Origin of the sequence: Pseudomonas amygdali, from assembly GCF_002699855.1 — a bacterium.
In the GTDB taxonomy this organism is placed as follows: Bacteria; Pseudomonadota; Gammaproteobacteria; order Pseudomonadales; family Pseudomonadaceae; genus Aquipseudomonas; species Aquipseudomonas amygdali.
This window is the reverse complement of the sequence record NZ_LKBW01000001.1, coordinates 98,450-116,137: the sequence shown is the minus strand read 5'-3', so window position 1 is coordinate 116,137 and position 17,688 is coordinate 98,450. Positions and strand designations below refer to the sequence as shown.

11 protein-coding genes are annotated in these 17,688 nt (G+C 59.4%); 10 read left to right on the top strand and 1 reads right to left on the bottom strand.

Features of this window, described 5'->3' with window-relative positions:
* Positions 1-274: 274 nt before the first annotated feature.
* The gene (locus AO277_RS00535) at positions 275-2,716 is read right to left on the bottom strand and encodes a penicillin-binding protein 1A (RefSeq protein WP_371411860.1); all 2,442 of its coding nucleotides are present in this window, start codon (positions 2,714-2,716) and stop codon (positions 275-277) included.
* A gap of 209 nt (positions 2,717-2,925) precedes the next feature.
* On the opposite strand from AO277_RS00535, the gene AO277_RS00530 reads away from it, so the two are divergent.
* The 10 genes from AO277_RS00530 (at position 2,926) to AO277_RS00480 (ending at position 17,599) form a co-directional block, all read left to right on the top strand.
* Positions 2,926-3,990, top strand: coding sequence for a pilus assembly protein PilM (locus tag AO277_RS00530; protein ID WP_044317420.1), 1,065 nt, complete (start codon positions 2,926-2,928; stop codon positions 3,988-3,990).
* Positions 3,990-4,589, top strand: coding sequence for a PilN domain-containing protein (locus AO277_RS00525; protein WP_005730991.1), 600 nt, complete (start codon positions 3,990-3,992; stop codon positions 4,587-4,589). The genes AO277_RS00530 and AO277_RS00525 overlap by 1 nt, the downstream gene beginning before the upstream one ends.
* Positions 4,586-5,209 carry a type 4a pilus biogenesis protein PilO gene (pilO, locus tag AO277_RS00520; protein WP_002551654.1) on the top strand — a complete coding sequence of 208 codons (624 nt, stop codon included), beginning with the start codon at positions 4,586-4,588 and terminating at the stop codon, positions 5,207-5,209. Before AO277_RS00525 ends, pilO begins: the two co-directional genes overlap by 4 nt.
* Positions 5,206-5,733, top strand: a complete 528-nt coding sequence (gene pilP, locus AO277_RS00515) for a type 4a pilus biogenesis lipoprotein PilP (protein WP_002551655.1) — start codon at positions 5,206-5,208, stop codon at positions 5,731-5,733. The genes pilO and pilP overlap by 4 nt, the downstream gene beginning before the upstream one ends.
* A 47-nt stretch (positions 5,734-5,780) precedes the next feature.
* A complete protein-coding gene (locus tag AO277_RS00510; protein ID WP_002551656.1) occupies positions 5,781-7,886 on the top strand; it encodes a type IV pilus secretin PilQ in 2,106 nt (701 codons plus the stop codon).
* 4 nt (positions 7,887-7,890) lie between these two features.
* Positions 7,891-8,409: a shikimate kinase AroK gene (gene aroK, locus AO277_RS00505; protein ID WP_002551657.1), complete on the top strand. Its 519-nt coding sequence runs from the start codon at positions 7,891-7,893 to the stop codon at positions 8,407-8,409.
* 115 nt (positions 8,410-8,524) lie between these two features.
* Positions 8,525-9,628 (top strand): 3-dehydroquinate synthase, encoded by a 1,104-nt coding sequence (gene aroB, locus AO277_RS00500; RefSeq protein ID WP_002551658.1) that lies wholly within the window; start codon positions 8,525-8,527, stop codon positions 9,626-9,628.
* A gap of 10 nt (positions 9,629-9,638) precedes the next feature.
* Positions 9,639-11,252 (top strand): SPOR domain-containing protein, encoded by a 1,614-nt coding sequence (locus tag AO277_RS00495; protein WP_044317421.1) that lies wholly within the window; start codon positions 9,639-9,641, stop codon positions 11,250-11,252.
* A 360-nt stretch (positions 11,253-11,612) separates the two neighbouring features.
* The gene (gene gltB / locus AO277_RS00485; protein ID WP_002551660.1) at positions 11,613-16,058 is read left to right on the top strand and encodes a glutamate synthase large subunit; all 4,446 of its coding nucleotides are present in this window, start codon (positions 11,613-11,615) and stop codon (positions 16,056-16,058) included.
* 122 nt (positions 16,059-16,180) lie between these two features.
* Positions 16,181-17,599: a glutamate synthase small subunit GltD family protein gene (locus AO277_RS00480; protein WP_044317422.1), complete on the top strand. Its 1,419-nt coding sequence runs from the start codon at positions 16,181-16,183 to the stop codon at positions 17,597-17,599.
* Positions 17,600-17,688 lie beyond the last annotated feature (89 nt).

Sequence of the window (17,688 nt, the reverse complement as noted above, 5' to 3'; positions counted from 1 at the left end):
CAGGATGCAGGCCGCCAAGGCAGCGTAAGTGGATAATTGTCCAACCTTCGGGGGGCATACCACTCCAGCGTGGGAAGGCCTGCCGTGACGCTCTGCGTCACAAATCTGCGCAGCGACGCTGAATCAAAGAGGACGCGGAGCGTCCAGAACGGCATGCGACGCAGAGCATCGCACGATAGTTGGCGTTAACGGGATAGTTGGGATCATCGTTCCTCACGCTCCAGCGTGGGAATGCCTTGGGTGACGCTCTGCGTCACCTACCTGCGCAGTGCTATCAGAACAAGTCGATCGGTGCTGACTCATCCGCTGGCAACGGGCTGCCCGGTGCGCTGCTGCCGCCCAGTTCGTTGACGCTTGGCGGTGTGTCTTCGCTTTTGAACAGTTCGAAGAACGCGTTCGGCGTGCTGGGTGTGGCAGCGCGCCCGCTCAACGGGTCTACACGCAGGCTGAGGATGCCCGGCGGTTCTGCCTGCTGATGCGGTGGCTTGTCCTTGAGTGCAGCGCTCATGTAGTCCATCCAGATCGGCAGGGAGACCGTACCGCCAAATTCATGACGACCAAGGCTTTCAGGCTGATCGAAGCCGCTCCAGACAGTTGTCACATAGTCCGCGTTGTAACCGGAGAACCACGCATCCTTGGAATCGTTGGTCGTACCGGTCTTGCCGGCGATATCCGGCCTGTTCATCGACAGAGCGCGCCGCCCGGTGCCGCGCTTGATTACGTCCTGCAGCATGCTGTTCAGAATGTAGGTCGTGCGGCCATCCACAACGCGCTCTGCAACGGCGGGCGTTTGCGGCTGGGCCGGTGTCCCTGGTGGGCCTGCGATCACGCTCGGGCTGTCATGCACGGCAAAGGTCGACGTGTTGGGCGCAGTATTGACGTCGTTGGCCGGAACGCTTGGCGGATTGGCCACAAACAGGGTCTGCCCGTCACGGTTCTCGATGGTCTGGATCAGATAAGGACTGACCTTGTAACCGCCATTGGCAAAGGTGGCCCAGCCGGTGGCGATTTCCATCGGGGTCAATGTAGCCGTGCCCAGTGCCAGCGACAGGTTGCGCGGCAAGTCTTGCTTGGAGAAGCCAAAGCGGGTGATGTAGTCGATGGTGCTGTCGATACCGAGGGCCTGGAGCAGGCGGATCGATACCAGGTTGCGAGACTTGTACAGCGCCTCGCGCAGGCGGATCGGCCCAAGGAAGGTGTTGGTGTCATTTTTCGGACGCCATACCTTGTCCAGATACTCGTCGACAAACACGATAGGTGCGTCGTTCACCAGACTGGAGGCGGTGTAGCCGTTATCCAGTGCAGCGCTGTAGATGAACGGTTTGAAGCTGGAGCCCGGCTGACGCTTGGCCTGCATGGCGCGGTTGTAGTTGCTCTGCTCGAAAGCGAAGCCGCCGACCAGCGCACGAATGGCGGCGTTTTGCGGGTCAAGCGAGACCAGGGCGCTCTGCGCGACGGGAATTTGACTGAATTTCAGCGAGCCGTCGTCCTGGCGCAACAGCCGAACAAGATCGCCCACCTTCGCAACATCGCCTGGCTGCTTCGGATTCGCGCCCAGGCTGTTGGTATTCAGATAAGGCCGCGCCCACTTCATGGTGGCCCAATCGACGGTTTCTTCCTTCTCGCCGTTGCGGGTCAGCACGCGCAAGCCGGTCTTGTCGACCTGGGTCACGATGCCGGGCTCGAGGCCGTTGATCATGCGTTGTTTGGTCAGTTCCTGTACCCAGTTGGCGCGGGTCATGCCCGGGAAGCGGCTTTCCGGGCCGCGATAGCCGTGGCGCTGGTCGTAATCGATCAGGCCCTGCTGGATGGACTTGTTGGCGTGTTCCTGAAGGTCGCTCGGCACCGTGGTAGTGACGCGGAAGCCCTCTGTATAGGCCTCGCTGCCGTAACGGCCGACCATTTCGGCGCGTGCCATTTCAGCAATGTACGGCGCGTTCACTTCCGGGGTTGGCACGTGATAACTGGCGTTGAGTGGTTCGTTCAAGGCTGTCTGGTAAGCAGTCTGGTCAATCTTGCCCAGGCGATACATGCGGCCGAGGATCCAGTCGCGGCGTTCCTTGGCGCGGGTCGGGTTGGCCAGCGGGTTGAAGCGTGACGGCGCCTTGGGCAGACCGGCAATCATGGCCATTTGCGCAAGGCTTACATCGCGAATCGATTTGCCATAGTAGACTTGCGCCGCGGCTTCGATTCCGTAGGCGCGGTTACCCAGATAAATCTTGTTGACGTACAGCTCGAGAATCTCGTCTTTGGTAAGTTGGCGCTCGATTTGCACGGCCAACAGAATCTCGGTGGTTTTGCGTGAAAAGCTTCTTTCGCTGGTCAGGAAGAAGTTTTTCGCGACCTGCATGGTGATGGTACTGCCGCCTGACTGAATATGGCCGCTTTTTACCAGTTGTGTGGCAGCGCGCATCAGGCTGCTCGGGTCGACGCCATAGTGGTTGGCGAAGTTGTCGTCTTCGGCCGATAGCAGGGCGTTGATGAAGTTGGGCGGAATTTCCGCGAAGCGAATCGGCGTGCGGCGCATTTCGCCAAACTCGGCAATCAGCTTGCCGTCGCTGCTGAATACGCGCAGGGGGATTTGCAGTTGAATGCTTCGCAGCGCTTCAACCGATGGCAGGGTCGGGCTCAGGTAGAGAAACGCGCCACTCAGGCCAAGCAACAGCGAGCAGAATACCGCGACGAGGGACCACCAGAAAAACTTCAGCAGGCGTATCAAGGCTTTTGGATTTCCAGAAAAAATAATGGGTTAAGCGCAGGCATTTACAAATGAACACGCCTTGAGGCTTTCTTAAATGAAAAAATCGCTGGGCATTATAAGCATTTTTCGTCCACGAGCGTGATTTGCGCTACTGTCAAGGCTGTCGACAGTGACGTTGGCCCGAAATAACTCCGTAAGTGGCGGAAACTCATAGGAATCAGGTTGTGTTCGAACTCTTCAGTAAGAAGGCCAACACCCTTCTAGGGATCGATATTAGCTCCACCTCGGTAAAACTCCTGGAATTGAGTCGTTCCGGCACTCGTTACAAGGTCGAGTCTTACGCAGTCGAGCCGTTGCCGGCCAACGCTCTCGTCGAAAAGAATATTGCCGAGCTCGAAGGGGTTGGTCAGGCGCTGTCTCGCGTGCTTGCCAAGGCCAAGACCAGCGTCAAGATCGTGGCGGTCGCGGTAGCCGGTTCCGCCGTGATCACCAAGACGATTGAAATGGACGCCGGTCTTTCCGACGACGACATGGAAAACCAGCTCAAGCTTGAGGCTGACCAGTACATCCCTTATCCGCTGGAAGAAGTCGCCATCGATTTCGAAGTGCAGGGCTACTCGGTGCGCAATCCCGAACGCGTCGAAGTATTGCTGGCTGCCTGCCGCAAAGAGAATGTCGAAGTGCGTGAGGCTGCGCTGGCTCTGGCCGGGCTGACCGCGCGCGTGGTGGACGTCGAGGCCTATGCCCTGGAGCGCTCGTTCGGCCTGCTGGCTGCGCAACTGGGTAACGGTCATGACGAGCTTACCGTGGCGGTGGTCGATATCGGTGCCACAATGACCACCCTCAGCGTGCTGCATCATGGCCGGATCATCTATACCCGCGAGCAACTGTTTGGTGGCCGCCAGCTGACTGACGAAATCCAGCGCCGCTATGGGCTTTCCATGGAGGAGGCCGGGCTTGCCAAGAAGCAGGGCGGGTTGCCCGACGACTATGTCAGCGAGGTGCTGGACCCCTTCAAGGATGCGTTGGTGCAGCAGGTCTCTCGTTCTTTGCAGTTCTTCTTTGCGGCCGGTCAATACAACTCCGTGGATCACATCATGCTGGCAGGCGGCACGGCTTCGATTTCAGGGCTGGAGCATTTGATTCAACGACGCATTGGCACCCCGACGATGGTCGCCAACCCGTTTGCCGACATGGCCCTGAGCTCCAAGGTCAATGCCGGGGCGCTGGCCAGTGACGCTCCCGCGTTGATGATCGCGTGCGGTCTGGCGTTGAGGAGCTTCGACTGATGGCGCGGATCAACTTATTACCGTGGCGCGAAGAGCTTCGCGAAGAACGAAAAAAACGCTTCCTGACCGCACTGGTCGGCGTGTTGGTGGTGTCAGTCGGTATTCTGTTTCTGATTGATCGTTACGTCAGCAACGCCATTGAGCATCAGATGGCGCGCAACGCGTTTGTGCAGACGCAGATCGCTCAGCTCGATATACGCATCAAGGAGATCAGCGACCTGAAGGCGCGTCGCAAACAGTTACTTGAGCGCATGAAGATCATTCAGGACCTGCAAGGCAACCGCCCGATCACGGGGCGTGTATTCGATCAACTGGCGCGCACTCTTCCGGATGGCGTTTATTTCTCGCAGGTCAAAATGACCGACAAGCTGATTGCCATCAGTGGCGCTGCCGAATCGAATAACCGGGTTTCCGACCTGATGCGCAACCTTGAAGCCTCTGAATGGCTGGAAGCGCCGAGCCTGACTGAAGTGAAGGCCACGACTGCAGGGGCTGTGGATCAGGCCAACGTCTTTCAGTTGACAGTGCGTCAGACCCAGCCGCCGGTTGCCGCAGCTGCACCTGCCGCAACCACGCCCGCTACAGGAGCCAAGCCATGAATATGTCTGAATGGCTGGAAGGGCTTCGCAAGGTTGACCTGAGCGAGCTGGACCTGAACAACCTGGGTTCCTGGCCCGCAGCGGTCAAGGCCATTGCCGGCGTGCTGGTCGCGGTACTGATTTTCGCACTGGGCTACTTCTTCTTTATCCAGGACCTGGAAACCCAGCTGGAAAGCGCACAGAACAGTGAAGTGACGCTCAAGGAGCAGTTTTCCAACAAGGCCTTCCAGGCTGCCAACCTTGAGCCTTACAAGAAGCAGATGGAAGAAATGGAAAACACCTTCGGTGCTCTGCTGCGGCAATTGCCCAGCGACACCGAAGTGCCTGGCTTGCTTGAGGATATAACCCGGACCGGGCTGGGAAGCGGGCTTGAGTTCGAGGAAATCAAGCTGCTGCCCGAGGCGGTCCAGCAGTTCTACATCGAGCTGCCGATACAGATCACGGTAGTCGGTGGTTATCACGACCTGGCGACCTTCGTCAGCGGTGTCGCCAGCCTGCCGCGCATCGTCACGCTGCATGATTTCGAGATCAAACCGGTCGACCCGAAGGTGCCGACCAAGTTGCGCATGAGCATTCTGGCCAAGACCTACCGCTACAACGATGAAGGGCTGAAGAAATGAGGGCGGCGCGATTGCTGTGCGTCAGTGTGGTTATGACAGGGTTGGCCGGTTGCGGTAATGACAATGATTTTGCCGACCTGTCGGCGTTCATGGATCAGGCCAGAGCGCGCCCGAGCGGCACTATCGAGGCCCTGCCGAAGTTTCGTCCGTATGAAGCGTTCACCTACAACGCCTCTACGCTGCGCAGTCCTTTTCAGCCTCCGGTCAAGATCGACCTGCTCAACCGCCAGAAGGGCTCGCGGCTGGTAGCACCGGACGAGCACCGGGTCAGGCAGTTCCTGGAAGGGTTCAATATCGAGTCGTTCGAGATGGTCGGCACGATTGGCAACGAGTCAGGGACATTTGCCCTGCTGCGCGGTGCGGGAGGCGTTCATCGCGTCAAGGTGGGAGATTACCTGGGCCGTAACAACGGCCGGGTAGTGTCAATCGGTGATGCGCAGGTAGATGTCATTGAAATTGTTCCTGATGGAGAGGGGGCCTGGCTGGAAAGGCCGCGCACTATCGCCCTCAAAGAACGCTCATGAAGTGGGCAAGGCCAAGTATGCACAGTAGCGCTCAACGGAAATTGATCATGACCCGGATTTTCTCGATTATCGGCGTGTCGTTATGCATCGCGATGCTTTCGCCGGTTCTCCAGGCTGCCAACCTAAAGACTCTGGATGTCGCCGCCCTGCCGGGTGATCGCATCGAGCTCAAGCTGGCATTCGACTCGCCGGTGCCTGCGCCGCGCGGTTACACCACGGCGCAACCTGCGCGTATTGCGCTGGACCTGCCGGGCGTGACCAGTCAGTTGGCGACCAAAAGCCGTGAACTCGGTAACGGTAACGCACGCAGCGTGGTCGTTGTACAGGCTCAGGACCGCACGCGGGTAATCATCAACCTGACCACGCTTTCGCCCTACAGCTCCCGCGTCGACGGCAACAACCTTTACGTGGTTATCGGTCAGGGCGCAGCCGCTGCGCAGGCTTCCCAGCCAACCACCGCGATGGGCGCGCAACGGGTAGCGGTGCCGCCACCCACTCCGGCATCTGCCAGACCGTTTATCCCCGCGGGCGTCAAGGCCATCAGGAATGTCGATTTCCAGCGCGGCGAGCTGGGTGAAGGCAATGTGATCATAGATTTGAGCAACCCCGGCATTGCCCCGGATATTCAGGAGCAGGGCGGCAAGATCCGCGTCGACTTCGCCAAGACCCAACTGCCCGAACCGCTGCGCGTGCGGCTGGACGTCAAGGACTTCGCCACGCCGGTGCAGTTTGTCAGTGCGTCGGCTACGGGCGACAAGGCCAGTATCCTGATCGAACCGTCGGGTGCCTTCGACTACTCGGCGTTCCAGACCGAAAACAAGCTGACCATCAGTGTGCGGCCGTTGACCAATGAGGATCTGGACCGCCGCGCCGCTGACAAACCGGTGTACACCGGTGAAAAGCTGTCGCTGAACTTCCAGGACATCGACGTACGCTCGGTGCTGCAACTGATTGCCGACTTCACCAACCTCAATCTGGTAGCCAGCGACACGGTTCAGGGCGGTATTACCCTGCGTCTGCAGAACGTGCCATGGGATCAGGCGCTGGACCTGGTGCTGAAAACCAAGGGCCTGGACAAGCGCAAGGTCGGCAGCGTTCTGCTGGTCGCGCCCGCCGATGAAATTGCTGCCCGCGAGCGTCAGGAGCTTGAATCGCTCAAGCAGATCGCCGAGCTGGCGCCCCTGCGTCGTGAATTGTTGCAGGTCAATTACGCCAAGGCTGCCGATATCGCCAAGCTGTTCCAGTCGGTGACCAGCGCCGAGTCCAAGACCGACGAGCGTGGCTCGATCACTGTGGACGACCGGACCAACAACATCATTGCCTATCAAACCCAGGACCGGCTCGACGAACTGCGTCGCATCGTCTCGCAACTGGACATTCCGGTGCGTCAGGTGATGATCGAGGCGCGCATCGTCGAGGCCAACGTCGATTACAACAAGCAACTGGGTGTGCGCTGGGGCGGCTCGACCAACACCAGCGGCAATGGAAAATGGACAACCTATGGCCTTGATAATAATGGCGATGAGGCAAGTAACACTGGCAGCAACGTGACCTCCAACGTGCCGTTTGTCGATATGGGCGCATCTGGCGCAACCTCCGGCATTGGCCTGGGCTTCGTCACCAACAATACGTTGCTGGACCTTGAGCTGAGCGCGATGGAGAAGACCGGTAACGGTGAAATCGTCTCCCAGCCCAAGGTAGTCACTTCCGACAAGGAAACCGCCAAGATCCTCAAGGGCACCGAGATTCCGTATCAGGAATCCAGCTCCAGCGGTGCAACCACTGTGAGCTTCAAGGAGGCCTCGCTGTCGCTTGAGGTAACGCCACAGATCACGCCGGATAACCGCATCATCATGGAGGTCAAGGTCACCAAGGATGAGCCGGACTACCTGAATGCGTTGCTTGGTGTACCACCGATCAAGAAAAACGAGGTCAACGCCAAAGTGCTGATTTCCGATGGCGAAACCATCGTCATTGGTGGTGTGTTCTCAAATACGCAAAGTAAAGTTGTCGATAAAGTGCCATTTCTTGGCGATGTACCGTATCTTGGCCGGCTTTTCAGGCGCGATGTGGTATCCGAGTCCAAATCCGAGCTGTTGGTATTTTTGACTCCGCGTATCATGAACAACCAGGCGATTTCTGTGAGTCGTTGATTTTGTGCGAAATTTAATACTTGTGGGGCCGATGGGTGCTGGCAAAAGCACCATCGGCCGTTTGCTTGCCAAAGAGTTGCGACTGCCGTTCAAGGATTCCGACAAGGAAATCGAGTTGCGCACGGGCGCCAATATCCCGTGGATCTTCGACAAGGAAGGCGAGCCGGGTTTCCGTGAGCGCGAGCAGGCCATGATTGCCGAGCTGTGCGAAGCCGATGGCCTGGTTCTGGCCACCGGTGGCGGTGCGGTCATGCGCGGTGAAAACCGTCAGGCGTTGCGTGCCGGTGGGCGCGTGGTGTATCTGCATGCTTCCATAGAACAGCAGGTCGGGCGCACCGCGCGTGACCGAAATCGTCCTTTGTTGCGTACCGCTGATCCGGCCCGGGTGCTCAGTGAATTGCTGGCTATCCGCGACCCGCTTTATCGGGAAATCGCCGACGTGGTGATTGAAACCGATGAGCGGCCACCCCGAATGGTGGTTCTCGAGATATTGGCGCGCCTTGCAGAGCTTCCTCCCCGTTAAAGCGCAGGCGAAAATGCGCTATTCTCGTCGACCAGCAAAACAGCGACGGTGCATGGCCTTGCGTCATGACCTGCTGAAGCACAAACCGTCCAACCGGTAATCAATGTGGGGACACATGCAGACACTTAAGGTCGAGCTTGGTGAGCGTAGCTACCCGATCCATATTGGCGAAGGCCTTCTGGATCAGCCAGAGCTCCTGACCCCGCATATCGTCGGGCGTCAGGTGGCTATCGTTTCCAACACGACAGTGGCACCGCTGTATCTGGAGCGTCTGACGCAGACCCTGGCCGGTTACAACGTTCTTCCGATTGTTCTGCCCGATGGCGAGGCGTTCAAGAACTGGGAAACCCTGCAGACCATTTTCGATGGCCTGCTGACCGCTCGTCATGACCGCCGCACCACGGTCATCGCCCTGGGTGGCGGTGTGATTGGCGACATGGCCGGGTTTGCTGCCGCCTGTTATCAGCGCGGCGTGAATTTCATCCAGATCCCCACCACGTTGCTGTCCCAAGTGGACTCCTCGGTGGGCGGCAAGACCGGCATCAATCATCCGTTGGGCAAGAACATGGTGGGGGCCTTCTATCAGCCGAGCGTCGTGCTGATCGATACCACCTCGCTCAACACCCTGCCCGAGCGTGAACTGTCCGCCGGGCTGGCAGAGGTCATCAAGTACGGCCTGATCTGCGACGAGCCGTTTCTGACCTGGCTTGAAGAGCACGTCGACGCGCTGCGCGGGCTGGATCAGGCGGCGCTGACCGTGGCCATCGAACGCTCCTGTGCGGCCAAGGCGCTGGTGGTCGGCGCCGACGAGCGTGAGTCCGGTGTTCGCGCCACATTGAACCTGGGTCACACATTCGGTCACGCCATCGAGACGCATATGGGCTATGGTGTCTGGCTGCATGGCGAGGCGGTAGCTGCCGGTACGGTCATGGCGCTGGAAATGTCCTCGCGTCTGGGCTGGATCAGCACGCAGGATCGGGATCGCGGTATTCGCCTGTTTCAGCGCGCCGGGCTGCCGGTGGTGCCACCACAGGACATGACGGAAGACAATTTCCTCGAACACATGGCGATCGACAAGAAAGTCATCGACGGTCGCTTGCGTCTGGTGCTGTTGCGCCAGATGGGTGAAGCGGTTATCACGGACGATTATCCAAAAGAAGTATTACAGGCCACTCTGGTTGCGGACTATCGCGCCCTGGTGGATCAGCTTAGAGGTTAACGGAAAACCCATGACTAGTTTGCATGCCGACGAGGCCTTCCTCGGCCATTATCAGTTGAGTCATGACCCCTTTGCAGCGCGGGTACCTGGCTTCAAATTCTTTCCTGCCCAGCGCAAGCCTGTACTGGGTCAGCTTCATCATCTGGCGCGTTACAGCCAGTTGTTGCTGGCAGTGACCGGGCCGCAGGGCAGCGGCAAGACCCTGCTGCGTCAGGCGCTGGTAGCAAGCACCAACAAGCAGTCTGTGCAAAGCGTTGTGGTTTCTGCACGCGGCGCTGGCGATGCGGCAGGTGTGCTGCAGCAGGTTGCCCAGGCGCTGAGCGTTGCCCAGGCTGAAATGCAGGCGATCCTGTCGCAGGTCGTGCAGCTCGGGCTGACCGGCCAGGAAGTCTACTTGCTGGTTGACGACGCGGAACAACTGGGCGATTCGGCGCTCGAAGCGTTGCTGGGTCTTGCTGCGGGAACGCCTGAAGGGCGTCCGCATGTATTCCTGTTCGGAGAGCCATCGCTGCTCGATCGTCTCGATCAGATGTGTGCCGACCTGCAGGGCGATGTCGAAGGCGAACGCTTTCACGTCATCGAGCTGCAACCCTATACGGAAGAGGAAACCCGAGAGTATCTGGCTCAGCGTCTGGAGGGTGCAGGGCAAGGAATCGCGTTGTTCACTGCCGACCAGATCACCGATATTCATGAACAGTCCGATGGCTGGCCTGGGGCAATCAACCAGGTAGCCCGCGATTCAATGATCGAGGCGATGATCGCGAGTCGTTCCGCGGTCAAGCGTCCAAGTGTGGGGTTCAACATGCCGAAAAAACACGTATTGGCCTTGGGTGCCGTCGTCATAGTGGCCGTGGCAGCAGCAGTGCTGATCCCGGGTCGCGGTGACAAAACGGGCACACCAGCCAATGCCCCAGCTTCTGCTCAGGCGCAATTGCCGCTGGGCGAGGGCAAGCCAACTGCTCAGCAATCGAACAACGGTAGCCCGGCCATCGAGTTCGCGGGCAATTCCCAGCCGATGCCGCTGCCGATGAATGGCAACTCGCAACCGGTGATGCGCGGCCCGCTGGCTGAAGCGGCCGGGTCGAGTGATTCCGACGAAGACGCGGTGCCGACAGGTTCTCCTGCCCAGCCGCCGACCGTGACCACCACTGCGCCGCCTGCGGGCGTGCCTGCCGGTCAGGCTGCCGCCCAGACGCCACGCTCGTCTATTCCTGCCCCAGCCGCCAAGCCAGCGCCAGCGCCTGCGCCTGCTCAGGTCGCCACAGCCAAGCCAGCTCCGGCCCCGGCTGCCAAGCCTGCGGAAAAACCTGCGCCAGCAGCCGCCAAACCGGCTGCCGGTAGCAATTGGTACAGCAGTCAGGCGCCAGGCCATTATGTGGTACAGATTCTGGGCACCAGCTCCGAAGCGACCGCTCAGGCCTACATCGCAGAGCAAGGTGGCGAGTACCGTTATTTCAAGAAAACCCTGCAGGGCAAGCCGCTGTACGTCATCACGTATGGCAACTTTCCTGACCGTGCTGCCGCCCTGGCAGCCATCAAAGTATTGCCAGCCAAGGTTCAGGCTGGTAAACCTTGGCCCCGTACTGTCGCCAGCGTCCAACAAGAGCTTGGTGCCAGTCGCTGAAGTCGCAGCGGCCTTATCCGGGCCGCTTCACCCAGCCAGCCTGACTTAACCCGCAAAGCGCGCCACCTGATTGGTGCGCGCCTTGCGGCGTCTGCGTTACAAGCGCTTTACAGTCTCCCGTCGCGTCAGTCAGATACTTGAAGAAATGCTTTGACTAGCACAGCGACCCGTTTTAAAACTTTCATAATTGCGACATTGATTATCAACCAGTCGTCGTTAAATTTGTTAGCCCTTGTGTCGCTGTGTACAATGACCTCCGTTTTGCCTGTCCGAAGCTGGCGTACGTTCGGCGTGACAGGTAATTGGTTGAATTAAAAGGAAATTTGCCTCGCATAGAGGCAGCCTGGTGAGAAAGTGTCTATGAAAGCAGGTCTGTACCAACCAGATGAATTCAAGGATAACTGCGGCTTCGGCCTGATCGCTCATATGCAGGGCGAGCCCAGTCATCACCTGTTGCAGACGGCCGTTCAGGCCCTGACCTGCATGACCCACCGTGGCGGCATCAACGCCGACGGCAAGACCGGTGACGGTTGCGGTCTGTTGATTCAGAAGCCTGATGGCTTCTTGCGTGCGATGGCCAAAGAGCACTTCGGTGCCGATCTGCCCCGCCAATATGCTGTGGGCATGGTGTTCCTTAATCAGGACGACGCCAAGGCGGACGCCGCACGCGAAAACATGAACCGCGAGATCCTCGCCGAGGGCCTGGAACTGGTCGGCTGGCGTCAGGTGCCGATCGATACCAGCGTCCTTGGCCGTCTGGCACTGGAGCGCCTGCCGAAAATCGAGCAGGTGTACATTGGTGGTGAAGGCCTGAGCGATCAGGAATTCGCCATCAAGCTGTTCAGCGCGCGCCGCCGTTCGTCAGTGTCCAACGCCGCAGATACCGATCATTACATCTGCAGCTTTTCGCACAAGACCATCATTTATAAAGGCCTGATGATGCCGGCCGATCTCACGGCCTTCTTCCCGGACCTGAGCGACGAGCGTCTGCAGACTGCCATTTGCGTGTTCCACCAGCGCTTTTCCACCAATACCCTGCCGAAATGGCCGCTGGCGCAGCCGTTCCGCTTTCTTGCCCACAACGGCGAGATCAACACCATCACCGGCAACCGCAACTGGGCACAGGCGCGTCGCACCAAGTTTACCAACGATCTGATGGATCTGGACGAGCTGGGCCCGCTGGTCAACCGCGTGGGTTCGGACTCATCGAGCATGGACAACATGCTTGAGCTGATGGTGACCGGCGGCATCGACCTGTTCCGTGGCGTGCGCATGATCATTCCGCCTGCGTGGCAGAACGTCGAGACCATGGACCCGGATCTACGCGCCTTCTATGAATACAACTCCATGCACATGGAGCCGTGGGACGGCCCGGCCGGCATCGTGATGACCGAAGGTCGTCATGCCGTCTGCCTGCTCGACCGCAATGGCCTGCGCCCGGCGCGCTGGGTCACGACCAAGAACGGCTACATCACCCTGGCGTCGGAAATCGGCGTGTGGGACTACAAGCCTGAAGACGTTATCGCCAAGGGCCGCGTCGGTCCTGGGCAGATCTTTGCCGTGGACACTGAAACCGGTCAGATCCTCGACACCGACGCCATCGACAACCGTCTCAAGTCGCGTCATCCGTACAAGCAATGGCTGCGCAAGAATGCCCTGCGCATTCAGGCCACCATGGAAGACAACGACCACGGCTCGGCTTTTTACGACAGCGAGCAGCTCAAGCAGTACATGAAGATGTATCAGGTCACGTTCGAAGAACGCGATCAGGTGCTGCGCCCGCTGGGTGAACAGGGCCAGGAAGCTGTGGGCTCGATGGGTGACGACACACCGATGGCGGTGTTGTCGCGTCGTGTGCGTTCGCCCTACGATTACTTCCGCCAGCAGTTCGCGCAGGTCACCAACCCGCCGATCGACCCGCTGCGTGAAGCCATCGTCATGTCGCTGGAAATCTGCCTCGGTGCCGAGCGCAATATCTTCCAGGAATCGCCAGAGCACGCCTCACGCGTAATCCTTAGTTCGCCGGTCATTTCGCCAGCCAAATGGCGTTCGCTGATGAACCTGGAGCGTCCGGGCTTCGAACGCCACATCATTGACCTGAACTACGATGAAAGCCTGGGTCTTGAAGCCGCTGTGCGCAGCGTTGCCGATCAGGCCGAAGAGGCCGTGCGTGCCGGTCGTACCCTGATCGTGCTGAGCGACCGACACATCGCACCGGGCAAACTGCCGGTGCATGCTTCGCTGGCGGTCGGCGCGGTTCACCACCGTCTGACCGAACAGGGCCTGCGCTGCGACAGCAACATCCTGGTCGAAACCGCAACCGCGCGTGACCCGCACCATTTCGCCGTATTGATCGGCTTCGGCGCGTCGGCGGTCTATCCGTTCCTGGCCTATGAAGTGCTGGGCGATCTGATCCGTACTGGCGAAGTGCTTGGCGATCTGTACGAAGTCTTCAAGAACTACCGCAAAGGCATCACCAAGGGGCTGCTCAAGATCCTGTCGAAGATGGGTATCTCGACCGTTGCGTCCTACCGTGGCGCGCAGTTGTTTGAAGCCATCGGTCTGTCCGAGGAGGTTTGCGACACCAGTTTCCGCGGTGTGCCGAGCCGCCTGAAAGGCGCGCGTTTCGTCGATATTGAAGCCGAACAGAAAGCGCTGGCAGCCGAAGCCTGGAGCACGCGCAAGCCGATCCAGCAAGGCGGTCTGCTCAAGTTCGTGTTTGGTGGCGAATACCATGCCTACAACCCGGACGTGGTCAGCACCCTGCAAGCCGCCGTGCAGCAGGGCGACTACAGCAAGTTCAAGGAATATACCTCGCTGGTAGACCAGCGTCCGGTGTCGATGATTCGCGACCTGCTACAGGTCAAAACGCTTGACCAGCCGCTGAGCATCGACGAAATCGAGCCGCTGAGCGAAATCCTCAAGCGCTTCGATTCGGCCGGTATTTCTCTGGGTGCCTTGTCGCCGGAGGCTCACGAAGCGCTGGCTGAGGCAATGAACCGCCTGGGCGCGCGTTCCAACTCCGGTGAAGGCGGCGAAGATCCGGCGCGTTACGGCACCATCCGCAGCTCCAAGATCAAGCAGATCGCCACGGGCCGCTTTGGTGTAACGCCCGAATACCTGGTCAATGCCGATGTGCTGCAAATCAAGGTTGCACAGGGTGCCAAGCCAGGCGAGGGCGGGCAGCTGCCGGGTGGCAAGGTCAATGGCCTGATCGCCAAGCTGCGCTATGCCGTACCGGGCGTGACGCTGATTTCGCCGCCTCCGCACCACGACATCTATTCCATCGAAGACTTGTCGCAGCTGATTTTTGACTTGAAACAGGTCAACCCGGCGGCGCTGGTTTCGGTCAAGCTGGTGGCAGAAGCGGGCGTTGGCACCATTGCCGCTGGCGTGGCCAAGGCCTATGCCGACCTGATCACCATTTCCGGTTACGACGGTGGCACCGGCGCATCGCCGCTGACCTCGATCAAGTACGCTGGCGCGCCGTGGGAGCTGGGTCTGGCCGAAACTCATCAGACCCTGCGCGGCAACGACCTACGCGGCAAGGTCCGGGTGCAGACCGACGGTGGCCTGAAAACCGGACTGGACGTGATCAAGGCGGCCATTCTCGGTGCTGAAAGCTTCGGTTTCGGCACCGCGCCGATGATCGCGCTGGGCTGCAAATACCTGCGTATCTGCCACCTGAACAACTGCGCTACCGGCGTTGCGACGCAGAACGAAAAGCTGCGCAAGGACCACTACATCGGCACCGTCGACATGGTGATCAACTTCTTCACCTACGTGGCTGAAGAAACCCGTGAGTGGCTGGCCAGACTGGGTGTCCGTTCGCTGGAAGAACTGATCGGCCGTACCGACCTGCTGGATATCCTGCCGGGCGAAACCGAGAAGCAGCAGCATCTGGACCTGACACCGTTGCTGGGCAGCGACCACATTCCGGCTGACAAGCCTCAGTTCAGCCTGGTGGATCGCAACCCGCCGTTCGACAAGGGCCTGTTGGCCGAGCAGATGGTGGAGATGGCCAAGCCGGCCATTGAATCGCTCAGCGGTGGCGAGTATGAACTGGACATCTGCAACTGCGACCGTTCCATTGGCGCACGGATTTCCGGTGAAATCGCCCGATTGCACGGCAACCAGGGCATGAACAAGGCACCGATCACTTTCCGCTTCAAAGGCACTGCCGGTCAGAGCTTCGGGGTGTGGAACGCCGGTGGCCTGAACATGTATCTGGAAGGCGATGCCAACGACTACGTCGGCAAGGGCATGACCGCTGGCAAGTTGGTGATCGTGCCGCCAAAGGGCAGCCCGTTCAAGACCAACGAGAGCGCGATCATCGGCAACACCTGCCTGTACGGCGCAACCGGCGGCAAGCTGTTTGCGGCGGGCACGGCGGGCGAGCGTTTCGCGGTGCGTAACTCGGGTGCCCACACCGTTGTGGAAGGCACTGGTGATCACTGCTGCGAATACATGACCGGTGGTTTCGTCTGCGTACTGGGCAAGACCGGCTACAACTTCGGTTCCGGTATGACGGGCGGTTTCGCTTACGTGCTCGACCAGGACAACACCTTCGTTGACCTGGTCAACCATGAGCTGGTCGAGATCCAGCGCATCAGCGGCGAGTCGATGGAAGCCTATCGCACACACTTGCAGAGCGTTCTCAACGAGTACGTGGCTGAAACCGACAGCGAATGGGGCCGCAATCTTGCGGAAAACCTGGACGACTACCTGCGTCGTTTCTGGCTGGTCAAGCCCAAGGCTGCCAACCTGAAATCGCTGCTCTCCAGCACTCGGGCGAATCCGCAATAAAAGCAGCTGCTAGCGGTGAGCTTCAAACCGCAAGCCAACGGCAGTGCGCTAATTGCCTGCGATCACGATTTTTTGCAGCTTCAGGCTTGTAACCTGAAGCTGCCGTAAAGAGGCTCCAGAGAATGGCTGAACGTCTCAGTAACGACTTCCAGTTCATCGACGTCGGACGTAAAGACCCGAAGAAGAAACTGCTGCGTCAACGCAAGAAGGAGTTCGTGGAAATCTACGAACCGTTCAAGCCCCAGCAGTCCGCCGATCAGGCGCATCGCTGCCTGGGTTGCGGCAACCCGTATTGCGAGTGGAAGTGCCCGGTGCACAACTTCATTCCCAACTGGCTCAAGCTGGTCGCCGAGGGCAACATCCTCGCGGCGGCGGAGTTGTCTCATCAAACCAACACTCTGCCGGAAGTCTGCGGCCGCGTGTGCCCGCAGGATCGCCTGTGTGAAGGTGCCTGCACGCTGAACGACGGTTTCGGCGCGGTCACCATCGGTTCGGTCGAGAAGTACATCACCGACACCGCGTTTGCCATGGGCTGGCGTCCGGACATGTCCAGAGTCGTGCCAACCGGCAAACGCGTCGCCATCATTGGTGCAGGGCCTGCAGGCCTGGGCTGTGCCGACGTGTTGGTGCGTGGCGGCGTGACGCCGGTGGTGTTCGACAAGAATCCGGAAATCGGTGGTCTGCTGACCTTCGGCATCCCCGAGTTCAAGCTGGAAAAATCCGTACTCAGCCATCGCCGTGAAGTGTTCACCGGCATGGGTATCGAGTTCCGGCTCAACACCGAAGTCGGCAAGGACGTCACCATCGATCAACTGCTCGAAGAATACGATGCTGTATTCATGGGCATGGGCACCTACACCTACATGAAAGGCGGCTTCCCCGGCGAAGACCTGCCAGGCGTGCACGATGCGCTCGACTTCCTGATCGCCAGCGTCAACCGCAACCTGGGCTTTGAAAAGGCCCCGGAAGATTTTGTCGACATGAAAGGCAAGCGTGTTGTGGTTCTGGGCGGTGGCGACACCGCGATGGACTGCAACCGCACCTCGATCCGTCAGGGTGCCAAGTCGGTGACGTGCGCTTATCGTCGCGACGAAGAGAACATGCCAGGCTCGCGCAAGGAAGTGAAGAACGCCAAGGAAGAAGGCGTGAAGTTTCTCTACAACCGTCAGCCTATCGCCATCGTGGGCGATGGCAAGGTTGGAGGCGTGAAGGTGGTCGAGACGCGTCTCGGCGAGCCCGATGCTCGTGGTCGTCGCAGCCCGGAGCCGATTCCGGGTTCCGAAGAGATTATCCCGGCAGAAGCCGTGGTCATCGCATTCGGCTTCCGCCCAAGCCCTGCGCCATGGTTCGAGCAGTTCACGATCAGTACTGACAGTCAGGGCCGTGTCGTGGCCCCGGAACAAGCACAGTACAAGCACCAGACCAGCAACCCGAAGATCTTCGCCGGTGGCGACATGGTGCGCGGCTCTGACCTGGTGGTGACCGCTATCTTCGAAGGCCGTAATGCGGCTGAAGGGATTCTGGATTATCTGGGCGTCTGAGCCTTGTGTTGCCAGAGCGCGCCGTTACTGAGGCGCGCTCTGACAACAGGCGTCTACCCACCACGGGTGATTTACCGACTTTTCTGACA